The sequence below is a fragment of the Shimia thalassica genome, assembly GCF_001458215.1.
Taxonomy (GTDB): domain Bacteria; phylum Pseudomonadota; class Alphaproteobacteria; order Rhodobacterales; family Rhodobacteraceae; genus Shimia; species Shimia thalassica.
Window position 1 is genome coordinate 607,981 of the sequence record NZ_CYTW01000002.1, and the last position, 21,322, is coordinate 629,302.

At 54.6% G+C, this 21,322-nt stretch carries 17 protein-coding genes and 1 tRNA gene; 8 read left to right on the forward strand and 10 right to left on the reverse strand.

What is annotated here, in order from left to right; translation table 11 throughout:
• Positions 1 to 25: 25 nt before the first annotated feature.
• The gene (gene glnA / locus PH7735_RS12865; protein ID WP_058311765.1) at positions 26 to 1,432 is read right to left on the reverse strand and encodes a type I glutamate--ammonia ligase; all 1,407 of its coding nucleotides are present in this window, start codon (positions 1,430 to 1,432) and stop codon (positions 26 to 28) included.
• A 35-nt stretch (positions 1,433 to 1,467) separates the two neighbouring features.
• Positions 1,468 to 1,806: a P-II family nitrogen regulator gene (locus PH7735_RS12870; protein WP_058311766.1), complete on the reverse strand. Its 339-nt coding sequence runs from the start codon at positions 1,804 to 1,806 to the stop codon at positions 1,468 to 1,470.
• Between the two features lie 173 nt (positions 1,807 to 1,979).
• Here PH7735_RS12870 and PH7735_RS12875 point away from each other — a divergent pair, with 173 nt between their 5' ends.
• From PH7735_RS12875 to PH7735_RS12890, 4 genes are all read left to right on the forward strand, one after another.
• On the forward strand, positions 1,980 to 3,578 hold the full coding sequence (locus PH7735_RS12875) for a bifunctional ADP-dependent NAD(P)H-hydrate dehydratase/NAD(P)H-hydrate epimerase (RefSeq protein ID WP_058311767.1): 1,599 nt from the start codon (positions 1,980 to 1,982) through the stop codon (positions 3,576 to 3,578).
• A gap of 190 nt (positions 3,579 to 3,768) precedes the next feature.
• Entirely contained in the window at positions 3,769 to 4,911 is a 1,143-nt protein-coding gene (locus PH7735_RS12880) for a hypothetical protein (RefSeq protein WP_058311768.1), read from the forward strand.
• 128 nt (positions 4,912 to 5,039) lie between these two features.
• Positions 5,040 to 5,124 (forward strand) — tRNA-Leu (locus PH7735_RS12885).
• 242 nt (positions 5,125 to 5,366) lie between these two features.
• Complete coding sequence (locus tag PH7735_RS12890; RefSeq protein ID WP_058311769.1) at positions 5,367 to 5,903, forward strand: hypothetical protein; 537 nt, start codon at positions 5,367 to 5,369, stop codon at positions 5,901 to 5,903.
• Positions 5,904 to 6,092: 189 nt separating this feature from the next.
• Here the strand turns inward: PH7735_RS12890 and PH7735_RS12895 are convergent, their stop codons facing one another.
• The 3 genes from PH7735_RS12895 to PH7735_RS12905 form a co-directional block, all read right to left on the reverse strand.
• On the reverse strand, positions 6,093 to 7,055 hold the full coding sequence (locus PH7735_RS12895) for a hypothetical protein (RefSeq protein ID WP_058311770.1): 963 nt from the start codon (positions 7,053 to 7,055) through the stop codon (positions 6,093 to 6,095).
• 67 nt (positions 7,056 to 7,122) lie between these two features.
• Positions 7,123 to 7,662, reverse strand: a complete 540-nt coding sequence (locus PH7735_RS12900) for a ricin-type beta-trefoil lectin domain protein (protein ID WP_058311771.1) — start codon at positions 7,660 to 7,662, stop codon at positions 7,123 to 7,125.
• Between the two features lie 440 nt (positions 7,663 to 8,102).
• Positions 8,103 to 8,726 (reverse strand): glutathione S-transferase family protein, encoded by a 624-nt coding sequence (locus tag PH7735_RS12905; protein ID WP_058311772.1) that lies wholly within the window; start codon positions 8,724 to 8,726, stop codon positions 8,103 to 8,105.
• 97 nt (positions 8,727 to 8,823) lie between these two features.
• On the opposite strand from PH7735_RS12905, the gene PH7735_RS12910 reads away from it, so the two are divergent.
• The 3 genes from PH7735_RS12910 to PH7735_RS12920 all read left to right on the forward strand — a co-directional run bounded on the left by PH7735_RS12910 (position 8,824) and on the right by PH7735_RS12920 (position 13,588).
• Positions 8,824 to 9,534: a helix-turn-helix transcriptional regulator gene (locus PH7735_RS12910; RefSeq protein ID WP_058311773.1), complete on the forward strand. Its 711-nt coding sequence runs from the start codon at positions 8,824 to 8,826 to the stop codon at positions 9,532 to 9,534.
• A gap of 194 nt (positions 9,535 to 9,728) precedes the next feature.
• The gene (locus PH7735_RS12915; protein WP_058311774.1) at positions 9,729 to 10,805 is read left to right on the forward strand and encodes a helix-turn-helix domain-containing protein; all 1,077 of its coding nucleotides are present in this window, start codon (positions 9,729 to 9,731) and stop codon (positions 10,803 to 10,805) included.
• A gap of 104 nt (positions 10,806 to 10,909) precedes the next feature.
• Positions 10,910 to 13,588 (forward strand): hypothetical protein, encoded by a 2,679-nt coding sequence (locus tag PH7735_RS12920; protein WP_058311775.1) that lies wholly within the window; start codon positions 10,910 to 10,912, stop codon positions 13,586 to 13,588.
• A 105-nt stretch (positions 13,589 to 13,693) separates the two neighbouring features.
• Here the strand turns inward: PH7735_RS12920 and PH7735_RS12925 are convergent, their stop codons facing one another.
• Positions 13,694 to 14,686 (reverse strand): AraC family transcriptional regulator, encoded by a 993-nt coding sequence (locus PH7735_RS12925; protein WP_058311776.1) that lies wholly within the window; start codon positions 14,684 to 14,686, stop codon positions 13,694 to 13,696.
• A gap of 143 nt (positions 14,687 to 14,829) precedes the next feature.
• On the opposite strand from PH7735_RS12925, the gene PH7735_RS12930 reads away from it, so the two are divergent.
• Complete coding sequence (locus tag PH7735_RS12930) at positions 14,830 to 16,749, forward strand: amidohydrolase family protein (RefSeq protein WP_058311777.1); 1,920 nt, start codon at positions 14,830 to 14,832, stop codon at positions 16,747 to 16,749.
• Positions 16,750 to 16,857: 108 nt separating this feature from the next.
• On the opposite strand, the gene PH7735_RS12935 is transcribed toward PH7735_RS12930, so the two are convergent.
• From PH7735_RS12935 to PH7735_RS12950, 4 genes are all read right to left on the reverse strand, one after another.
• On the reverse strand, positions 16,858 to 18,009 hold the full coding sequence (locus tag PH7735_RS12935; protein ID WP_058311778.1) for an amidohydrolase: 1,152 nt from the start codon (positions 18,007 to 18,009) through the stop codon (positions 16,858 to 16,860).
• Positions 18,010 to 18,167: 158 nt separating this feature from the next.
• Positions 18,168 to 18,806, reverse strand: a complete 639-nt coding sequence (locus PH7735_RS12940; protein ID WP_058311779.1) for a MarC family protein — start codon at positions 18,804 to 18,806, stop codon at positions 18,168 to 18,170.
• Positions 18,807 to 18,911: 105 nt separating this feature from the next.
• The gene (locus PH7735_RS12945) at positions 18,912 to 19,577 is read right to left on the reverse strand and encodes a nucleoside triphosphate hydrolase (protein ID WP_058311780.1); all 666 of its coding nucleotides are present in this window, start codon (positions 19,575 to 19,577) and stop codon (positions 18,912 to 18,914) included.
• Between the two features lie 225 nt (positions 19,578 to 19,802).
• On the reverse strand, positions 19,803 to 21,305 hold the full coding sequence (locus PH7735_RS12950; RefSeq protein WP_058311870.1) for a DUF1254 domain-containing protein: 1,503 nt from the start codon (positions 21,303 to 21,305) through the stop codon (positions 19,803 to 19,805).
• Positions 21,306 to 21,322 lie beyond the last annotated feature (17 nt).

The following is a 21,322-nucleotide window of genomic DNA, read 5'->3' on the forward strand; positions in this document are numbered from 1 at the left end:
TTTTGAGTCACTGTCCCAGCGTGCTTTAGCAGCTGTAGTACATGCCGAATTCGACAGGGTGAGGGGTCGTTTCGTACAGAGTGACCTCTTCCATCTTCAGCTCGATATAACCTTCGATCTGGTCTTTGGTGAACACGTCGCCAGCCAGCAGGAAGTCGTGATCCGCTTCCAGAGATTCCAGAGCTTCGCGCAGCGAACCACAAACTGTTGGGATGCCTTCCAGCTCTTCTGCTGGCAGGTCATACAGGTTTTTGTCCATGGCTTCGCCGGGATCGATCTTGTTCGAGATGCCGTCAAGGCCAGCCATCAGCAATGCTGCGAAGGCCAGGTAAGGGTTGGCAGCCGGATCAGGGAAACGCGCTTCAACACGTTTGGCTTTGGGCGATTCCGAGAAAGGAATACGTACACAACCCGAACGGTTTGCAGCCGAGTAGGCGCGCAGAACAGGTGCTTCAAAACCGGGAACCAGACGCTTGTAAGAGTTGGTTGCTGGGTTGGTGAAGGCGTTCAGCGTTTTCGCGTGCTTCAGGATACCACCGATGAAGTACAGAGCTTCCTGAGACAGATCAGCATATTTGTCGCCAGCGAACAGAGGCTTGCCGTCTTTCCAGATCGACATGTTCACGTGCATACCTGTGCCGTTGTCGCCGTAGATCGGCTTGGGCATGAAGGTTGCTGTTTTGCCGTAAGACTGAGCAACGTTGTGGATGATGTACTTATACTTTTGCAGCTCATCCGCTTGCTTGGTCAGAGAGTCAAAGATCAGGCCCAGCTCGTGCTGACAGGACGCCACTTCGTGGTGGTGTTTGTCAACTTTCATGCCCAGACGCTTCATGGTCGAGAGCATTTCCGAACGGATGTCTTGTGCATCGTCGGTTGGGTTTACCGGGAAATAGCCGCCTTTGAGACCTGGACGGTGGCCGGTGTTGCCCATTTCGTATTCTGTGTCGGTGTTCCACGATGCGTCGATTGCATCAACTTCGTAGGATACCTTGTTGATTGTGTTCGAGAAACGAACGTCGTCAAACAGGAAGAATTCAGCTTCCGGACCCATGTAGGCCACATCACCGATACCCGATGCTTTCAGGTAGGCTTCTGCTTTTTCTGCTGTGCCGCGTGGGTCACGTGCATAGGCTTCGCCTGTGTCGGGCTCAACGATCGAGCAGTGGATCGCGATGGTTTTTTCTGCATAGAACGGATCAGGATACGCCGAAGTGGTGTCCGGGATCAGTTTCATGTCAGAGTTTTCGATCGACTTCCAACCGGCCACGGACGAGCCGTCGAACATGAAGCCTTCTTCGAGGAAGTCTTCGTCGACGAGGTCAACGTCTACGGTCACGTGCTGCAACTTGCCGCGTGTGTCTGTGAAACGGATATCTACATATGCCGCTTCTTCGTCTTTGATCATCTGGAGAACTGCGTCTGCGCTCATTCTCTGGTTCCTTCTGTTTAAAGAAAAGGGTGGGATTAAAGTGCGTCCGAGCCGGCTTCACCGGTACGGATGCGGATGGCTTGCTCGACGGGGCTGACAAAAATCTTGCCGTCGCCAATCTTGTCGGTTTTGGCGGCGTCTACGATTGCTTCGATTGCACCATCAACCTGATCGTCATCCAGGACGACCTCGATTTTTACTTTAGGCAAAAAGTCTACGACGTATTCAGCGCCACGGTACAATTCCGTGTGGCCTTTCTGACGTCCAAAACCCTTAACTTCAATTACGCTCAAACCTTGAATGCCGGCCTCTTGAAGCGCTTCTTTGACCTCATCAAGTTTGAAGGGCTTGATGATAGCTTCGATCTTTTTCATCTCGGGGTTCTCCTCACCTGAGTTGTTGGAAACCGACAGACCACTTTCCCGCAGGGGTCTCAATTGGCTAAGGTGACGCGGGGCCGGTCGGGCAGGGGATTCCGATTGGTGTGACTAAAAAATAGGCAAAGTGCGCGAAAAGTGCGCTGAAATGAATCGCGAAAGATCACAGTATGACCGAATTGCTGACTGCTGCCCAAATGCGCGCCATTGAACAGGACGCCATCGAGTCGGGCGACGTAACGGGCCTCGCACTGATGGAACGCGCCGGACAGGGTGTGGTCGAAGCGATTTTCGAGGAGTGGCCGGAGTTGGGCAGCGAGGGGGGCGTTGCCCCCCGTCCTTCGGACTCCCCCCAGAGTATTTCTGAAAAGGTGAAGCATAGGGCCGTCGTTCTGTGTGGACCGGGTAACAATGGCGGCGACGGGTTTGTCGTGGCGCGGCTGTTGAAAGAGCACGGCTGGGAGGTTGAGGTGTTTCTGTACGGGAACGCCGGGACGCTGCCACCGGATGCGAAGATCAATTGTGAAAGGTGGCGCGGCATGGGGGCAATCAACGATTTGTCTGTGCCCAATGCCCTCGCGGATGTGGCGCGGCCTGACATAATCATAGATGCCGTGTTTGGAACCGGTTTGGCGCGACCCATCGAGGGACGGCTTGCGCAGATTTTACAATCTCTTGGTGCGACGAGGTCACTCGGTGCGGTCAAAAGTGTTGCTATTGATCTGCCTTCGGGACTTTGTTCGGACAGCGGTCGATCTCTGGGTGTGTTTACAACAGCGGATCTGACTGTCAGCTTTCATCGTTTCAAGCTGGGGCATGTTCTGGACCGAGGGGCGATGCAGTGTGGCCGTGCCGTCGTAAAAGGTATTGGGCTGGACGATAGGGCCTTTTCTGTTGAGCGAAAAAGGCAGGTTGTTTTGGAAGCGCGTCCTGCGCAAAGGCTTCACAAGCACTCTGTTGCGCATAAATTCTCGCACGGCCACGCCTTTGTTCTGTCTGGCGGGGCGGGAAAAACCGGCGCTGCTCGGCTGGCGGCGCGTGGCGCATTGCGCATCGGGGCAGGGCTGGTGACACTCGGGGTTCCCCACGAGGCGCAGGCCGAAGTCGCAGCGCAGATCACAGCCTTGATGATGCGCGAAGTGGGGGATGCGGGGGCCTTGGCGAAGACGCTGGAGGACGACCGACTGAACGCGCTTTGCATTGGTCCGGGTTTCGGGGTGTCCGAGACCCAAGCCGCACTTGTTGGTGCGGTTTTGAAGGCGGGGCGGGCCACGGTTCTGGATGCCGATGCGCTGACGCTCATGTCACGTGATGCAGACCTTTTTGCAGGACTACACGACAAATGCGTCCTGACCCCGCATGCAGGTGAATTTAAACGGCTGTTCCCTGACATCGCGGAAAAACTGTCTGCCGCGCCGACCAAAGGTCCGGCCTATTCCAAGGTCGACGCCACCCGCGAGGCCGCAAAACGTGCGGGCTGTGTCGTGTTGTTCAAAGGGGCGGACACGGTGATTGCCGCGCCTGACGGAAGATGTTCAATCAACGCCGCCGTTTATGATCGCAGTGCACCTTGGTTGGCCACAGCCGGGTCTGGGGACGTGTTGGCCGGGTTTATCACGGGCCTTCTGGCTCGGGGCCTCGCGCCGATGCAGGCTGCGGAAACCGGTGCCTGGCTGCATGTGGAATGCGCCCGCACATTCGGCCCTGGCCTGATCGCCGAAGATTTGCCCGAACAGCTGCCTGACGTGTTGCGCAGTCTAGGTGCCTAGACCGGAATCTGAGGGGCGCGCTTTTCAGTATCCAGCGAGAATACTTCGTTCGCACCCCCCGCGGGGAGATTTCGGCAAAACGAAGCCATGCGCAGAGCCGTTCAAATCTGCTAAACTGTCCCAAAGCGCGCCGGTGTTCATGACAGCCAAGCCGGATTGCGCCCTTCGGACTTAACAAGTGAGAGATATCATGAAGACACTTCTTCTGTGCGCTGCATTAACCGCGATTGCCACCACACCAAGCTTTGCCGACTCCGCCAAAAAGATAACGATGGCAAATGGAATTGTGGTGGACAGCGGGCAGGTGTTGCTGGGCGATGCGGTGAACAAATCAGATACTTTCCTGACAAAGAAAACGGGCGGTTCCCATAACCTCGAATGGGCGCAAAAACAGGCCGAGTTTGTGGTTATTCCCGAGGGCAATGATGTTGCCGCGACATTTGCCTCGCAAAACACCGGTAACGACAACGATCGCGCGATCAGCATCGTCGCCATCACCAAAAATGCCAGCCGAAACAAAAGTGCGACGTCTCAGGCGATCTATGCCGAGGCGGTCCGTGTCAGCCCCAAAAGCGGCAACGCGACAGGCATCGAGGTCGACGCCGCCAATATGGTGCCCAAAGGGGGGCGGGGTGACGTTAACCCGTTTCAGAACCAGTTGGGGGTTGCCATGGGTGTCTGGGTGGCCAGCGGGGCCGATGCCAAAGTCCATGCACCGACCTATCCTGCTCAAACGGCTGTGAGTGTGGTAAACAACGGCAACACCTGGGATCAGGGCCTTGTTTTGAAACACAACTCTTTGACACCCACACAATCGGCCCTCACCAAGAAAACGGCGGGGCGGGCGATTGAATTGGCCCCCAATCATCATGTGTCGTGGTATTCTAATGCGGACAAGGTGCATGAAGCGGCTGCCATTGTCGGCCGTAACAGCGGTGCTCTCGAAATCCACGCCGAGCAGAATATTTCAGCAGATGCTGGTCAGGATTTTCTTGTCGCCGCCGAAGATGAAGTCATCGTACAGGCCGCACGCGTCGCCTTGGATGCCCAAAAGTCGATCCAGATCACAGCGGATGACGCACCAGACAGCTTTGTGCGCATGACCGGCAGGCAATCTGCACAACTCGAGGCCAGCGGAACCCGCGTCGCGGCGAATGCGGCAGGCCTGTCGGTTGCTGCCATCGCGCAGTCCGGTGGAGAGCCGATTTTCTTTGTCTCCAAAGAAGACAGCACGCTTTATATCTATAACATTCCGACCAACCCAAAACACGTCAAACGCAACGGTGTCTATGCCGACCCGAAGACCGGCGTGCTCAAGATCAAGCTTCATTAAGGGGCGAATTTTGAGCGGTGAATCCGAAGAGCGCACAGGCTTTGGCATCTGATTTCAAAGCTTGTTCCAATATCCGTCATTTGGTGGATTGACAGCAAATGCCAGTAACAATAGACAGCCATTTCAGTGCGGGTGTGGCGGAATTGGTAGACGCACCAGATTTAGGTTCTGGCGCCGCGAGGCGTGGGGGTTCGAGTCCCTTCACCCGCACCATTTTGAAATCATTTGAAATTTCCACCCTTTGCGACGCACGTAGCGTGATGTGATATGGTGTGTTCAACACTTGGTTTCACTATGTCATAGAGTTCTGTTCTTCCTGAGACGCTTGTCGAACCGGCGAGGATCAGAATGTAGACCAATGGCCTGTCATCCCCTAGTCTGATGAGTAAGTCAGTCACTTTGAACCGTTTAGATATTTCGGCTCGATACTCATCGATAAAGGACACACATATTCCATGGACACCCTGAAATCTGTTAAATCGCTTTTTTCCGGAATGACTGCGGCCGTTTTGGTGCTCGCTGCAACGGCGACTTACGCTGCTGACGAAAACGTTCTGCCAGCCGCCGGCGACAACATCGAGACCTATTGGAGCGCCAAATTCTGGACGGTCTTCAAGAACAACTCGCGGCGGTCCTGTTTTATTGAGTGGCGCAGCGAGAACAGCGTGGTTCAGGCCGGTTTGACGGTATTTCAGGACTCTGGCTATCTCGGAGCTTTCCTGAAGGATTTTGAGCCACCCGAAGGTGATCACGTGATTGATATCTCGTTGAACGACAATCTTTATGTGGGCAATTCGACCACCGTTTCGCGAACGCTGTCTGGCGGGCTCAAGGGGGGCTACATCGTTTTTGATAATCCGAACTTTGTGAGTGACCTTGAAGAAGCAAGAGAATTTGTTGCTTTCCAAGGCTCTCCCTACAAGCTGACGGTGAAGTTAAAGACGCCTCGAAATGCGATTGATCGGGCCCGCGATTGCATGGCGAGTTTTTGATTAGCCTTTAAGGGTCAGGTTAAATCCGGATAAACTAATGTTCGAGCATGACTTTGGGCATGCTCCATTTTCCTAGTTTGGATCGTCACAGAGTTGGGGCGGCCGGTTTCAGCCACATCCTGGCTCAATCGCGTACGCCATCAGCGGGAACCCTGATAGTGAGGGCAGGTTTGCCGTACTTGGCACCATTCAATCAGTTGTGCGGCGCAACAGAACAACGTTGTCGAGGATCAGGTTTGATGACCAGATAAACTCGGCGTCTGCGCCAGGCGTATCAAAAACCTCGGCAAAGTTGGTGTAGGCAGGCTTGTTGGCGACACCAACTGTTTCGTTGGTGAACGTCGTGGCACGTGGCCATGCACCGTCGTCAAATTCTGCTGTCATCCATGCGGGCGGGATGGGCCAGTGTGCGGCTGAAAAACCGCCACCGTCCGCGACGTCCGAAGTATCGCAAGCCGCGCTGTCGCGCAGGGCACCCTCGACCTTGAGACAACTCACGTCTTTCAGCGGGGCAGTATAGAAGGTCTGCGCACGCCAGTTGTCATCGCTGAGCAACACGGTTTTGCCCGCGGCGTCCTGAATATGCGCCACAAATCCGCCGTCGCCAGCGTGGAACGGGCTGCGGGCGTTGGCCTCGGACCCAAGCCCGAGGTTTTCCTCCCAATCGACCATTTTGACCGCGAGGGTCACCGGACGATCCGCCTTGAACCGAATGACGTTGGAATTGAACGGAACAAAGGGGACGGGATCAACGGCCAGCAACCGACCATTCACGTAAAGCTCGAAATAGTTGTCGGCAAAGATGTAGGCGGTGAACTCTTCGTGCCCACCTGCGTCTATCATCGGGACAACAGACAAATCGATATCCGCCATGCCTGCAGGTTTGACACCATTGCATTCGTTATAAAGATCGGTGGCCTTCGGTGCAGTCTGAAACTGTGTATCGGCCGGGACAGTCCAGACTTGGCCATCATCCGACGCAATCGTGCCAACCGCGCTTATGCGAGGCGGGCGGCCGCCCAAGGGCGCAAAGTCCAACAGGCCGGGGTGGATCACATCGGCGAGGCCGGTGGTCATGCTGGGTTCTTGAGCCTGAGCCAAAGATCCAACGGTCGAGAGGCTAATGATCGCGATGGCAGCGGTGTGTTTCATACTGAATGGCCTTTGTTTTGGAACCACACCGCCGAGACTGTTTGCGGTTATGGGAACACGACTGGGGTTACTGTTGAATAACCCATTGTTTAAAGCTCGGGTCCAGATCATCACAGGCCGCGAGGATAAGATCGCGGGACTGGAAGGGGCCAGCGTCGCTAATGGTCGCGGAAACTGTTACGCATTGCGCCGCATCTGCTGCCAGATGCAGCTGCATGCTGGCGGCGTCAAAGGCAAAGTGCTGTCCCGCATCCGCATCATCGCAAGTGATCAATCCAAAAGGAAATACCGCATTTTCAGGGTCATCATAGGACATGCACAACCCTTCGTAGGTTGCAGACTCAATCATGCCTGTTTCCGGTGTAAACGAAAACAAAACATCGTCTCCTTGGGGTTTGCAAGAATGCGCATGAAGCTGATCGCTCAATTCGCGGCCTTTGGTGTCGATACACCAGCCCAGCATGGCTTCTTCACCAAGGTTATCCGCAAGGTGGATTATCGGCCCTTTGGTTTGAATATTCGGGGATTGCGCAATGACAGATTGAGGACTGATCAGGCCGATCGACGCGGTGATTGCGGCGGTTAAGATCGAGGTGCGGTTTATCATGGGTCAATCCTTTGCGACATGGGCTTGAGGGAGGGGGGCGTGTCTTAGGTTCATGTTTTGCGTTTAGTCGGGCATAGCACTTCCGCAAATGGTTTGCATCCAAACTTTTTCGTGATCTAGGGCGTGTGTCTTTGGTCCCCCACAGCTAGGGCGCTGGGGTGATCACCGGCGGGAACTTGATTAAAGGGTTTGGTCCGGATGTTTAAGAAGTGGCCAAACAGCCCTGGATGCGGAGGAAGACGGCTGCGTCATTCCGTCGGAGGCATGGACACAGGCCGCCAACAGAGGGCTTTGCTAACTCTACAAAAAACGCAACGATCGCTTTGGCAAAAGCCCCCTCGCACAGGTGCAAGGGGGCTTTAAGGCCGAATCAAAGCAAAGCAGATACCCCAAATCGCGATGACGCAAACGCGGGTCGCATTTTGCGCGTTGCCTTGCCGTCAGGCGCGCAACTTCAGCGCCTCGAAGGATTGTGCTTCAAAGGCTTCTAGTCCCGCGCCGTCCTGTGCATCGGCGACGCGCTTGAGCCATGCTTTGACCGCCGCGTTGTCGGGTGCCAGATGCGGTGCCCACTGGAACGCCGACGCCATGATAATATCCGCGATGGTCAGGCGATCGCCCACAAGGTACGGCCGGTCTCCCAAACCAGAAACGATCTGTTCGTGGACTTCTGTCATTGTCCGGAAATTGCTGTTCAGAACCGGATTATCAAGTTCCGCAAAATGCGCCACCATGGCCGGTTCCAGAACACCTCCGTAATAGCTCATCCACGAGAGGAACGACCCGCGCCCTGCAGTTCCGGGTTGAATGCCGAAGGGATATCCAAACACCTCGTCGAGATACATCATGATGGCCGTGCTTTCGCGAATGGTTTCGCCCTCATCCGTCACAAGGAAGGGCACCTTTCCCTCGGGGTGCGCGTTGTTTCGGTCGCTGTTTCCGCTGCCGTCACCTTTGATGACTTCAACAATAACGACATCGATCTGGTCGAGTTTTCCCATCAGCATAAGCTGTGAAATGATGCGGGAAGAACGAGAATGCGGAGAGTGAAAAAGAGTTGGCATGTCTAGAGGCCTTTCAGAACCGGGTTGTTGTTGGTGGGGCATCTATGGCATCACACTCCTGCCAATTTCTGTCAGGATGTTTTTCGTAGAGTGTCGCATGGCCAAATCAGATCGCCTTTTCCGACTGCTTCATCTCATCCGCGGGCTAACCCCTCCGGTCACTGCGGCGCGGCTGGCCTCGGCAATGGAGGTGTCCGAGCGGACAATCTATCGCGATATCGAGAGCCTGCGTTTGGCGGGGGCGCGGATCGAGGGCGAGGCAGGTCTTGGCTATACCATGATCGAAGACCCTGCTTTGCCGCCCCAAACGTTTACGCAGATTGAGATAGAGGCGCTTTCTCTTGGTCTATCGGATGTTAGCCAGCGTGGAGATGCCGATCTTGCACAGGCCGCCAAAGATGCGTTGACCAAGATTCTTGCAACCTTGCCCGAGCGCCAGCAACGACAGGCCGTTCATGCTGTCAATCTGGTGCACCGGTTTGGCACGCCGCCGACTCCGACGATTGACATGACCCTCTTGCGCGAGGCGATGTGGGCCGAAGAAGCCCTCGATATCGGTTACAAAGACCAGAGCGGTAGGTCGACCCAACGGCGCATCTGGCCCTTGGCGATGTCGTATCATGATAGGTCTGTGATGCTTTTGGCGTGGTGCTGTCTGCGGTCAGATTTTCGGATGTTTCATGTCACGCGCATAGACGGCTATGCAATAAGCGAAGAGAGCTTTCGACCGCGACGTGTCCCGTTGTTGAGAGAGTACATTGCAACGCTCAAGGCGCGAAAATTGCCCAGAATGCCCGCGCATCACTAAGCAGTCCAGGAGATCAGAGGCCAAACTCGTTTGCTGAAATGCTCACGCACGCACAGAACTGGATGAAATCTCTGCATGGACGCATCATCGCTGCCTCAAAATGCCATTGTTTTTTGCCGTCTCTTGCGTAAACGAACAGAATGTTGAACTAGATATCAGCACCCCATGACTACAGTAGTTAGCGAAATTGTTTCATGAATATTGTTGACCCGAATTCATTGCCTTTGGATCATCCCGCACTTGTGCCCGATATGTGGGTGCATGCCATGCTGTCTCATCCGCTTGTCACGAAAGAGGCGCGTGAACAGGCCCTTGAAACGGCTCAGCTGACCATCACCGAAGGTGAAAACGACTATTTGTTTGTTACACAAAACCACGAGGCGGTTCTTGTGACGGCTCTTTCTGAAACGCTGTCATATCGGTACTTCGGGGCAGAGGCCGGTCTGCTGCTTGATCCGGCACAGGGGTCGATCCTGACATATATGCTGTTGGCAGCCGACAATCTTCGGGACCTGTTGGGCCTGCTCGAGCGCTACTCTTCGATTACCCGCATCAACTCGATGGTCAGAGTGCAGGAGACCGCGTACGGCGTGTCTGTCATCGTGGCGTATGACACACCTGTTGTGCACCGCTTGTCGCAATATATTGAATTCGCCGTGTCCGCCGTTGTTGGTTTTCTCCGGGTGGCCTCAGGGCAAAACCTGAATGCACGGACCGTGCGCCTCGTGCACGACAATCCTGATCCGGACGCTTGTGTCTCGGATATCTTTTCCTGTGCCGTTGAATATGGGGCGCACCACAACGAAGTGATTTTTGACGCCAGCATTCTTGATCTTGAGGTGGTCAGCTCGGACGCCCGTTTGCTGAAATACCTGCGCAGCTATGGCAACATATTGCTAAAGAACAGACACCCCGAACGCACCGGAATTCGGACGCGCATCGAAGAAGTGATCCTCGAGCGTTTGCCCTATGGCGTGCCTTCAATGGAAGAGACATCCAAATGCCTTGGGGTGAGTGCCCGAACCATGTCACGGCGGCTGGCCGATCATGGCACCTCGTTTCGCGAAATCGTGGACCGTTTGCGTTATGATCTGGCCATGCATCACCTTGCAGACCCCAAACTCACGTTGGCGGACATTGCCTATTTACTGGGCTATGCGGACCAAAGCAGTTTTGGCGCGGCCTTCCGCAGAATGAGCGAAAAAACGCCACTTCAGGTGCGTGAGATGCTCGGATTTTCGCCTACTAATCAGCTTGTTAGAGAGAAATAGGGTCTCTGGCATCCTGTCGCCAAAATTTGGCGTCCTTTCAACATACGAACCCTTTTTCGAGCGTTATTTGCGAAAAGCGAGAACACTCAAAAAGGGCATTATGGATGACCAAGGGAACATTTGAAGACTTTCGCGACGCGATGCGCGCATTTGAATCCGGCTGGGACAAAGACCGCTATGAAAGTGGCAATATTCAGGACTGGCAACTTGATGAATGGGCCGGTGGCACCGTCACCGACTTTTACCCCGGTTATAGCAGTTGGGGCGATCTGACGCCCGACGAATGGGACGCGATGTCCTATCGGTCGATGAATTCTTTGGGCTTTGTCGGGTATCAGTTTGGCGAGGCGCTGCTGATTGACCTCGGATACTATGATGACGACGTGTTTTATGGGAATGGCGCATCGACTAACACGTGGGATGGTGTCTGGACCGGCAAGAACGGTGTCACGTCTCTCGAAGAGTTTATGACGGCCGAGGCACAGGAACAGGCCATTCAGGAGGCCTTTGGCTATAACCTGAAAATCATCAGCGAAGGTCTGGCAAACAGCGGAGAGAGCCTGTCAGATTATATCGGAACCACCAGAACCTATGTTCAGGATGGCGAAGAGATCACCGTTACCATTACCGAAACGGGTCTGATGGCCGCGGCCCATTTGCGGGGTGCCTACGGCACGCTTGCCTTGCTTCAATCTAACGATGTTTCGACCGATGAATACGGCACATCCATTCTGAAATATATCGATGACTTTGGCGGATACGACAGCCCGACAGTTGATGAAATGATCGCCATTTTCGAAGAGACCCTCACCGGCGACGAAGGTGTCGGCACGCCTGATGGTGGAACCGGAACAGGGGACAGCTCTGATACAGGATCAGACGGGGGCACGGATGATACATCCGGAGACAGCTCGAACAGTGGGGACGCCTTTGACAACTCGGACATCACCAGTGCCTCTGCGGATGTTGTGCTGACGTGGGCCTGGGGGGAAAACCGTGTGGTCGATCCGTTTGATCCCGAAAACGAGACTTTGTTCATTGACTGGATCAGCGCAGACCAGCTTGAAATCACGGAAACAGACGCGGGCGTTGTCTTTACACTTGCGTCAAACTCTCAGTCGCTGACACTTGGTGGTGTGACCCTGTCCGCGTTGAACGCGCAGAATATCCATGCGCTCGACACCAGTTTGCGCAGTGAGCTGGCCACCTTGATCGGTGAGGGCAGCAGTGACGGCGGCGACACCGGTGACGATGATCAGGGCGGTGATGATCACGGCGGCGGCGACGACGGACACGGTGACATGACGGGCATGATGTATACCCTTTCTTTGTCATCCCAAAGCACGCAGATTGACGGTTTCGATCCGGCCATGGACATGATCCATATCGAAGCCGGCGTCACCGGAGACCAATTCGAGATTTTTGAGGAAAGCGGTGATGCGCTTGGATTGACGACACGTCTGGTCATTACAGATGCCAGCGGGACCATCCTGTCTACGACAATCCTGACGGGCGTTGGCCTTGATGATCTCGACGTGGGCAATTTCTCTATTGCCGAAGAAACCACCCAGAACGAGATTGCCGCCGCATTGGGCAGCACGATTGATGCCCCCGCAGAGGGCACCGGATATGAGGTCGTCTATGACAGCGACGGATCTGATCCGGCCACGGTGACCGGCACAACGGCGCAAGGCGGCACCATGTATCGCGCCGATACAAATGCGGATGATATCGTCGGTTTTGACGCTTCTGTGGACCAGATCGATTTCGGGGGCACCTCGGTGCACGGAATGATCGTCACAAAAACGGCCGCTGGCGAGGTCGCCATCGACAGCCCGTGGTCCGCGCAATTGCAAATCGTGCAAGGCGTCACCTTTCAGGACATCACCATCGACACGATGGGAGTCGTCGGCAACGAACACCTGCGACAGGATATCGGCGGCGTTCTAAGTTGGGAACTTGGCATTGGCCCGCGGGACAGCGACACAATCTATGTGCGCAGCCATGAATACGGCGTGAGCGAAGTGGTCGATAATTTTGATGTCTCCACCATGAAACTCAGCTTTCTGTACTTTGGCACGCGGGAACGTTTGAGCGTGGAAGACACCGATGCGGGGCTGGTGATTTCATCGCTTCCAACCGGCCAAAGCCTGACCTTGACCGGCGTCACACTGGCAGAGTTGCGACCCGGACAGGTCGAATTTCACCACGATCAGGTGATGGAAGACAATCTCGAAACGCCGTTCGGCTTTTCTCAGGACGATGTAACGCTTGTGTCACGCGAGGGGCTTTTGACGCCCGAGGCACCGGAAGGCGAAACCACCGATGGCTATCAGACCCGCGACGGTGTTTTTGACGCGCCGGATGACGGTGGCGGCGACGACAACGGAGAAGGAGGCGACGGCGGCCCTGACGATGGCGATACCGGATCAGACGGAGGGTCCGGCACAGACCCGAATGACACGTTTGTCTTTGCGGAAGGCCTGGATCGCGCAGAAGTCAGCTGGAGCTGGAACACGCAAACCAGTATTCTGAATTTCGAAGCTGATGAAGATCTCATTGATTTTACCAGCCTGCAAGCCTCGGACGTTGCCGTGTCAGAAGTTGGTGATGATCTGCTGATCGAGGTTCTTAATAACGGCGGGCGCAGCCTGCAGTTTGACGGGCTTCAGGCAGAAGATCTTTCGATGCAAAACCTGACAGCCAATGACTGGAACCAGATTCTGGACCCGACAAGTGCTTTGGTCCTGCAACTGCAAGACCTTGGTCTGGATCTCGGGTAAGCCAAACGTGGTGTCGGGCGCGCAGGCGAGCGTGTCCGACACCATAAAAAGGCGAATGCCGGTTGGGGGCAGAGCAGGGGGCTTTGTCGCCCTCTCGCAGTCGGATCAGAGGCTTTTCCGATAGTCTCGCGGAGATTTTCCAGTCCATCCCCGAAAGGCGCGCGTGAAGTTTGAACTGTTGCTGTATCCAAGGCCGGTCGCGATTGAACCGACAGTGTCTGTTGTCTCGGTCACCTGTGCGATTGCCTGTTTTTTGCGAACCTCTTCACGGATTTCGGAAAGGCTCATCCCGTTTTCCTTGAGCTGGGATTGCAGTTTCCAACTCGACAGCCCCACACCTTTTGCGATGCTGTCCAATCCAAGATTAGGATCGGATATCGATCTCTGGATCAGCTGGCGCACCTGTTCGGGCAGTGTGGTTTCCTGCATGCTCACCACTGTTAATTCAGGCTGATCGTTTGCCGGAGAAATGCGTGGCATGTCGAACCCGAGAAAGGCCGAAGGGAACCGCAGTGTCAGGCCGGTTCCACCGGACAAGACAGATGTCGAAGGCAACAGATCGTGCGAAACCAGCTTTGTGTCAGGCAACACGGCAATGATCTTTGACGCGTCCCAATCGTGCCGCGCCGCCGATTTGAGCAGGTCTACAAAATAGCCCGCCGCTACCGCATCGGCAAAAGCGGCATCTGCGCTTGCGCCCTTTGCCCGAACCAACCGCCACAGGGCAACTGCCCCCTCAACTTCCAGTTTGTAAATGGCCGCCTTTCCCTGTTCTGAAGACATCTGGCTGAACTTCTGGAAGAAGTCCCCAACAGTTGTTGCTGAGTTCATAAGGGGCACCAAAGGCGCCCATGCCCCCTTTGCCATATGCTGGCCGATGCTGGCGCAAATCAAGGCGTCGCCCGTGCTGTCCGCTACCCATTTCAAGAAGGCGTAAACGCTGTTGGCCGGCACCGTTACCGTTGGATCAAACAGGGAGGATTCGGGCAGGCTGATACGCGCGGCCAGTAGTGACTGCGATACTCCGCGATGCAGCAGTTCGTCAAAGAACGGGTGAAGAAACGCAACGCTCATGGTTGCCGGAAGGGAATCGGGCATAGGGATTTGATACCACATGATTGGCAAATTTCTGTCATTTGGTCGGATTTTTCGAGGAATGGCTCGCGAAATGAATGGTTTATTTTGCCCGAACCGGTCTTTCCTAGCCTACCATCACCCCCTGAACCTGGAGGAGAATTTCTATGAAGCCGACCAAACTCTTGTTCCCGATGGCTCTGACGACAGTGATGCTGTCCCATGGGGCGCTGGCGGAAAACTTTGATGTTGTCATCCTGAACGGTCGCGTGATGGACCCCGAAACAGGGTTTGACCAGATTGCGAATGTTGGGATCAACAATGGCTGGATCACGGAAATCACCGCTGATGACATTGCGGGCCTCGAGACAATCGATGCAACCGACCATGTCGTTGCACCGGGTTTTATTGACCTTGAACAGCATGGGCTGCGCCCATTCGGTATCAAACTGAATTTGCGTGACGGTGTAACAACCCAAATGGATTTTGAGGTCGGCGCGCTGAATATCGCGGAATGGTATGCAGCACGCGAAGGAAATACGCAGGCAAACTTTGGCACCGTGGTCGGACAGGAATTTGCGCGTATGCGCATCCATGACGGGCTTGCGCTCGAAGGGCCAAACGTTTCTATGCCATACTTCTTTGATTATCGTGTCGAAGCCGCCGAGGATGGCGTTGACGGCTGGTCCGTTTCACGCAGCGACCTTGACCAGATGAATGCCATTTCGGCAATTTTGGATGAAGGCTTGCGGCAGGGGGCTTTAGGTGTGGGCTCGACGATTGGGTATGCCCGTGAAGGCATCACAACATATGAAATGTTCGAAGCCCAGAAAGTTGCCGCAAACTATGGCAGGCTCACAGCCGCACACCATCGCTTTCATCCAAGCGCCTCGACCCCCATTGAAACAGCCACAGGTGCGAATGAACTGTTGACCAACGCTTTGGTTCTGGGGGCCTCATTACAGCTTCATCATACCAATGACTATGGTTGGTGGGAGATTGAAGAGAAGATGCAGCTCGCCCGCGCCCAAGGGCACAATGTTTGGTCGACATGGTATCCATGGACAGCGGGGTCCGGCAATTACGGCGCTTCAATTCTCGGACCGGACAACTGGGAAAGCTCGATGGGGTACAAGTATGAAGAAACCATCTTTGATCCCCAACTCGATCGATATGTTACCAAGGAAGAATTCCTTGAATTTATGAAAACCGAGCCTGGGAGGACGGCGATTGCCTTTAGCCCACCTCGCGAGCAATGGATCAAAGATTGGATCAAGATCCCGAATTTTGTTATTTCAGGAGACGGCATGCCGGGTCTCAATGAAAAAGGCGAGCGTCTTGACTGGGATTCTCCCTACGAGGAATATGCGGGACATCCACGGTCTGCTGGGTCCCACGCAATCCTCTTGCGCCTTGCACGTGAAAATGATGTGCCGTTGATGTTTTCTCTGTCCCAGCTCAGCTATTGGGCTGCAAAACAGCTGGGAGATGCTGGGATCAAAGGGATGGATGTGCGCGGACGTATTCAAGAAGGCATGATCGCGGATATCACCATTTTCGACCCCGTGAATGTCACGGAAAACGCGAGCTATTCCAAAGGTAAAAACGGCCTGCCTTCAACCGGAATTCCGTATGTTCTCGTCAATGGCGTTATTGTCGTGTCTGACAGCAAGGTTCTGAAAGACGTTAATCCAGGTCAGGCGATCCGCTATCCGGTGGAGGAGAAAGGTCGCTTTGTACCTTCCAATAAAAAGCAATGGCTTCGCACATTTACCATCGACTCCGGAGGCGCGCGCCCAACGCTGCACGATGATATTCTTGATGATCAATCGTCGCTAGAACGACCAAATTCGACAGAGCCCCAAACCCTTCGTGTTGCCAAGGCCACAATGCCTGCCAAGGCCCCACAAGACTGGTTTGCTCAACCTGATATGTTGAATGATTCAGAACTGTTCCTGTGCCGCGTTCATGGTGTTTACGAGAGCAAGACCAAGGCGCAAAAAGACTGGGCCGAGACACTTGTCGTGAGCAACACCCAGACATCCGGCTATGATCCTCTTGCGCTTCAAGGTGCGCAAGGGAATTGAATGCAATAGTTCACAAACGTGGGACAACACACTGTTGTTTCAGGTGAATATTGAAAAGCTCATCTTGGCTGGGGCACGTTGAAATCTGCAATCTAACAAGCGCAGAGATCAACGTGTCCCCAAAATATCCCGGGCGATGCGTTCAAAAATCGCGCTGCCAATGGGAATAAGATCATCCGGAAAATCATAGTCCGGATTGTGCAGCGCCGCATAGGTCTCGCCAGGGCCAAGACACAGCATCGCGGTTTTGGCATCCCATCCAAACACACCGAAATCTTCCGAGGCCCGCATCGGTACGCCGGCATCCCCATGGGGTATGCTGAGGGCATCCATCGCCTTGGCTGCCACACCAAAGGCGTCTTCATGGTTGATCGAAGCCGCAAAGTGATCCTGAATTTCAAACGCGATAGAAAGTCCGCATTCTTCTGCGACAGTCGTGGCAAGCGAGCGGGCGTCTTGGTGAATACGCTCCATTCCTTCGTTATGCGTGGTGCGCAGGGTTGCGTATATCACACCTTCTCCGGGGGCGATCCCGAATGAAGGTTCCCCAATTTGAACGTGGGTAATCGTCACCAGCCGAAAATCATTGTCGAGGTCTCCGCCTGTCCCAAGTGCGTCGAGAGCGGGGATCAAGGTTGCAATCGCCTGTGCCGGAGAAACGCCGTCTTCCGGATCTGCGGCGTGAGCGGTTTTGCCCGTGAGCTTGATCGCCAAGCCCATTGAGGCACAGTTGATCAGGCCACCGCAGGTCGAAACATAGCCAAACGGACGTCCGGGTTCGATGTGTATGGCAAAGGCCCAATCAGGCTTGATATCCTGAAACGCAGGATCAGCCACAACAGCTTTGGCACCGCTGCCGTCTTCTTCGGCGGGTTGGAACATCAGGACAACACGGCCACGCGCGACCGGCTTGCGGGCAATCAAACGGCCAAGGGCCAGCAACATCGTCATATGCCCGTCATGGCCACAGACGTGGCTTTTGCCGGGTGTCTTTGAGGACCACGGGATGTCATTGAGTTCCTCAATCGGAAGCGCATCAAGCTCGGCCCGAAAAAGAACCGTCGGGCCGTCAAAGCCGCTCTCAAAAACAGCGGCTACACCATGCCCCCCGAGGCCCGTCACAATACGGGTTGGTGATAGTGCCGTTAGGGCAGACGCAATTTTTCTGGCAGTTTCAACTTCTTCGCCGGACACTTCCGGATACTGGTGAAGTTCGCGGCGAAACTCGGTTAATTCTTTTAGGTCAGAGTTCGTTAGCATTGCACACCTGTTTAAAAGCCGTTTCCACTAGGGCCGCATTCTGCATCAGTTCATAGATTACTCACTGAGCACCGTGGAGCGCGGTAGTGGTCGTTTCATCGTCACTTGAGCCGCGATTTAGCGCGGGAGCAAGGGGCAAACTGCATCTTTTGGTGTTGCTAAAGCGATCCGGTGCCTATGATTTCCAGCATGGCAGACAGCACAGCGTCTGCTGCCACGGATGCAAGAACCATCCCCATAACACGGCTGATGATCGCCGCGCCCGAATTGCCAATCACACGGATGATCGGGCCTGCCGACAACATGCACACATAGGCCACAAGCAAAACACCGATCATGACGGCGCCTGTAATGGCCTGATCTGCGATGGCGGTGCTGTTGTTGTCTGTCAGCATGACAATCGCGAGCATTGCGCCCGGAGACGCAAGGGATGGCACCGCAAGCGGGAAAATCGCGGGCGAGGGGCGTTCTGTCTCTTTCAGATTTTCATCAGGTGCCACAGACCGCTGATCCGTTTCCTGTTTGGGCTCTCCGAAAATCATGGTGAGCGCAAAAAGGAACAGGACAATTCCGCCTGCCACCTGAAAGGACAAAAGGCTGATGCCAAGCGCGTCGATCAGAAGTTGCCCCAAGACGAGGAAGAAAAACAAAACGCCTGCGCTGACCACGGTTGCAAGCAAAGCCGCAGAACGCCGCGCTCTGGCCTCCATGCCTGCGGTGACCGCAATAAACACAGGAATTGTTCCTATCGGGTCGATGACAACCCAAAGCGTGACAAAGCGTTCTAAAAGATCCATCTGCAATCTTGATCACGCCACAGGGTGATTTGCACCCACTTCTTTTGTTCAGATCGCCACGAGAACGGTTTTTTTCGGTTTTGTCGCCTTCGTAACCAGCGGACCCTAGAGTGGCTTATCAAGATCTGCCTGCTGTAAAACCAGATCAGCTTTTATACTAGTGCCCAGTATGAGTTCTGCATTAGGTAAATCGTTGCCGTTTGCGCGTGCTAAGGCATCGGTTGCACTTAGACCGTGATCGATCCAGCGTTGCAACAGTCTGGCGCGCAGCACGTCAGATGAAGGGGACACAAAGACACTGGCACAGAAGACCTTGTTCAGCGATGCCCAGGGGCGGGTGTTAAGCAAAAGATAGTTGCCCTCGACAACAACGATGGGCGTTTGGGGATGAACCGAAATTGCGCCTGCGACAGACAAATCCATCTTGCGGTCAAATCGTGGAAAGAACACTTCTCGGGACGTATCGTGAAGGCAGCGAACCGCATCGCAAAAGCCATAGGCATCAAAGGTTTCCGGTGCGCCTTTTCGCGACAAAAGCCCCCTTGATCTGAGCACCTCATTGTCGAGATGATAGCCGTCCATAGGAACCAGCGCCGCAGCGGGTATTGAACCCTGATGGTCGTTGTTCAGACTATCGACAACCGCCTCGGCCAAGGTGGATTTTCCCGACGCTGGCGGACCGGCAATACCGATCACCGTCCTGCCTTTTGCAGGGGCTTTTTCACGTGCAAGCGCGCAAACCTTTTGAACGTCATCGTGAAACGAAGTCATGGGGCAAAACCGCTACCATGCGGGTGTTTGACAGCTGCTTGATCCATGTGAATGCTCTTCCTTTCCGGTCCGTCCCGGTTGACATGGCAACGCGCTCCCCAACACCCTTTGCAGGGATGGCGTTACTGTGCGGAAAAATCAAACGGGTTCAAAGCAAATCTCGGATCACAAGGCAAAATCGGCTGTGGCGCCCTCGTTGGTCCGGACCATAGAGAGCGCCGGTTCTTATTCTACCAACTCAAAATCACCGGGTTTCCAGGTTTTGTCGAACCACGGCTCAAGAGGGCCATAAAGGCGCATCATCACATTGAAGCTTTTGCCCGGCATGGTTTGTGCCCAGTTGTTTTCCCAGCCTTCAGGCGCTTTGGGGCCGACATAGATGGTATAGCTGCCATCTTCGTTGGCCTTGATGCCGGGCCGGTTCGAGTCGATGCCACCAGACTTTTGATCGGTTTCCAGAATGGATCTTGTCTGGCCGCTATAAAGCATAAAGGACCAAAAGTTTTTGGCCGGAACCGGTGCGGGCAGTGTGACCTTGTAGGTTTTCGATCCGTCCAGATAAACGCCAGCCTTGTCTCGTGCGGTCATCGCATAGACCGAGCCTGATCCAACGGGGGGCGATGTCATGGCCGGTGTGATGCCTGTCGCCATGTAAAAGAAATAGGTTCTGTCATCCAGAATGCGGGCGCCGTCTTGGAGGAATTCATAGCTTTGACGCTGGAAGGGCGAGTTCCACTGGCGGTCGTCATAAAAATACACCCCTTTGTCACGCGCGGCATATGTAATGGCCCGCGCGGTTGCGTTTGCGATGGCGGCCGCTTCGACCATGATCCCTTGCATACGGGCATCAGGTTCAAACGGCGCACCCTTTTTCAAACCGATAGAGGCAAATGTGCCCAGTATTTCCGGCGCAAACGCGCCCTTGGGGTTGTTATCCAGAGCAACGTGAATCTCTTCAAAGAAGTCTTCGTTGTTGGCGTGGACGGTATTGTACTGTTTGCCCGAAACATTGACGAAGTTCTCGGCCGGTGGATTGTCCGATTGGGCAAGCGGATATACGTTCAGCCCTGATTTGATCTCGGAAACCGGACCGGATGTGTCCCCGTCTGGATCGGGTGATCTTCTGAGCAAAAGCCAATGCTCGTATGTTTTGGTGCGCAACTCGAAATACCCGTCAGGTACGGGCGTTTCATCGTCATTGTGCATCAAGAGATATTTGCCGCCTTTGCCTTTGTCGGCCCCCAAGGCACCGATATCGGCGACATAGTCAAAAGCCGCATCGTCAATGAGACCCAGAAGACCGGCAGGCACCTGAATGACAACGGGACCTTCGGAAATGTCCACGTTGGCGCCGATATATATCGTTGTTGTGTTGGGGGTCAGCCAGATAGAGCGCGCATCCATCAAGGTTTCGGTTATGACTATATCGTTCGGCTTTGCCCCTATATCTTCATAGCCCTGAAACATGCCGCGCAAGGAGGCTATTTTCATCCCGTCCAGAAACGCGGTGGTTGCCCGCATCAGGTCAAGATTGTCGAACACCTTGTCGACCGTTTCGGGGGACGGCATGCCATCAAAGAAGTCGAGCCGACCCAATGTGTCGGTTTCTACAACATCGGGCGTGATCACATTTGCGGGCACGTCGGCGGCATATTCCTGCGCCAGAGCCGCACCCGTCGCGAGTGTCAGTGCCAACGCTGTGCTGGCCAAAAATGTCGTGCGTTTCATGAGCTGAATTCCTGTGC

What these genes read in the sequence shown, in the direction of transcription:
- glnA (WP_058311765.1), bottom strand. Translation starts at nt 1,432, where the DNA reads ATGAGCGCAGACGCAGTTCTCCAGATGATCAAAGACGAAGAAGCGGCA.
- PH7735_RS12870 (WP_058311766.1), bottom strand. Translation starts at nt 1,806, where the DNA reads ATGAAAAAGATCGAAGCTATCATCAAGCCCTTCAAACTTGATGAGGTC.
- PH7735_RS12875 (WP_058311767.1), top strand. Translation starts at nt 1,980, where the DNA reads ATGACCGAATTGCTGACTGCTGCCCAAATGCGCGCCATTGAACAGGAC.
- PH7735_RS12880 (WP_058311768.1), top strand. Translation starts at nt 3,769, where the DNA reads ATGAAGACACTTCTTCTGTGCGCTGCATTAACCGCGATTGCCACCACA.
- PH7735_RS12890 (WP_058311769.1), top strand. Translation starts at nt 5,367, where the DNA reads ATGGACACCCTGAAATCTGTTAAATCGCTTTTTTCCGGAATGACTGCG.
- PH7735_RS12895 (WP_058311770.1), bottom strand. Translation starts at nt 7,055, where the DNA reads ATGAAACACACCGCTGCCATCGCGATCATTAGCCTCTCGACCGTTGGA.
- PH7735_RS12900 (WP_058311771.1), bottom strand. Translation starts at nt 7,662, where the DNA reads ATGATAAACCGCACCTCGATCTTAACCGCCGCAATCACCGCGTCGATC.
- PH7735_RS12905 (WP_058311772.1), bottom strand. Translation starts at nt 8,726, where the DNA reads ATGCCAACTCTTTTTCACTCTCCGCATTCTCGTTCTTCCCGCATCATT.
- PH7735_RS12910 (WP_058311773.1), top strand. Translation starts at nt 8,824, where the DNA reads ATGGCCAAATCAGATCGCCTTTTCCGACTGCTTCATCTCATCCGCGGG.
- PH7735_RS12915 (WP_058311774.1), top strand. Translation starts at nt 9,729, where the DNA reads ATGAATATTGTTGACCCGAATTCATTGCCTTTGGATCATCCCGCACTT.
- PH7735_RS12920 (WP_058311775.1), top strand. Translation starts at nt 10,910, where the DNA reads ATGACCAAGGGAACATTTGAAGACTTTCGCGACGCGATGCGCGCATTT.
- PH7735_RS12925 (WP_058311776.1), bottom strand. Translation starts at nt 14,686, where the DNA reads ATGCCCGATTCCCTTCCGGCAACCATGAGCGTTGCGTTTCTTCACCCG.
- PH7735_RS12930 (WP_058311777.1), top strand. Translation starts at nt 14,830, where the DNA reads ATGAAGCCGACCAAACTCTTGTTCCCGATGGCTCTGACGACAGTGATG.
- PH7735_RS12935 (WP_058311778.1), bottom strand. Translation starts at nt 18,009, where the DNA reads ATGCTAACGAACTCTGACCTAAAAGAATTAACCGAGTTTCGCCGCGAA.
- PH7735_RS12940 (WP_058311779.1), bottom strand. Translation starts at nt 18,806, where the DNA reads ATGGATCTTTTAGAACGCTTTGTCACGCTTTGGGTTGTCATCGACCCG.
- PH7735_RS12945 (WP_058311780.1), bottom strand. Translation starts at nt 19,577, where the DNA reads ATGACTTCGTTTCACGATGACGTTCAAAAGGTTTGCGCGCTTGCACGT.
- PH7735_RS12950 (WP_058311870.1), bottom strand. Translation starts at nt 21,305, where the DNA reads ATGAAACGCACGACATTTTTGGCCAGCACAGCGTTGGCACTGACACTC.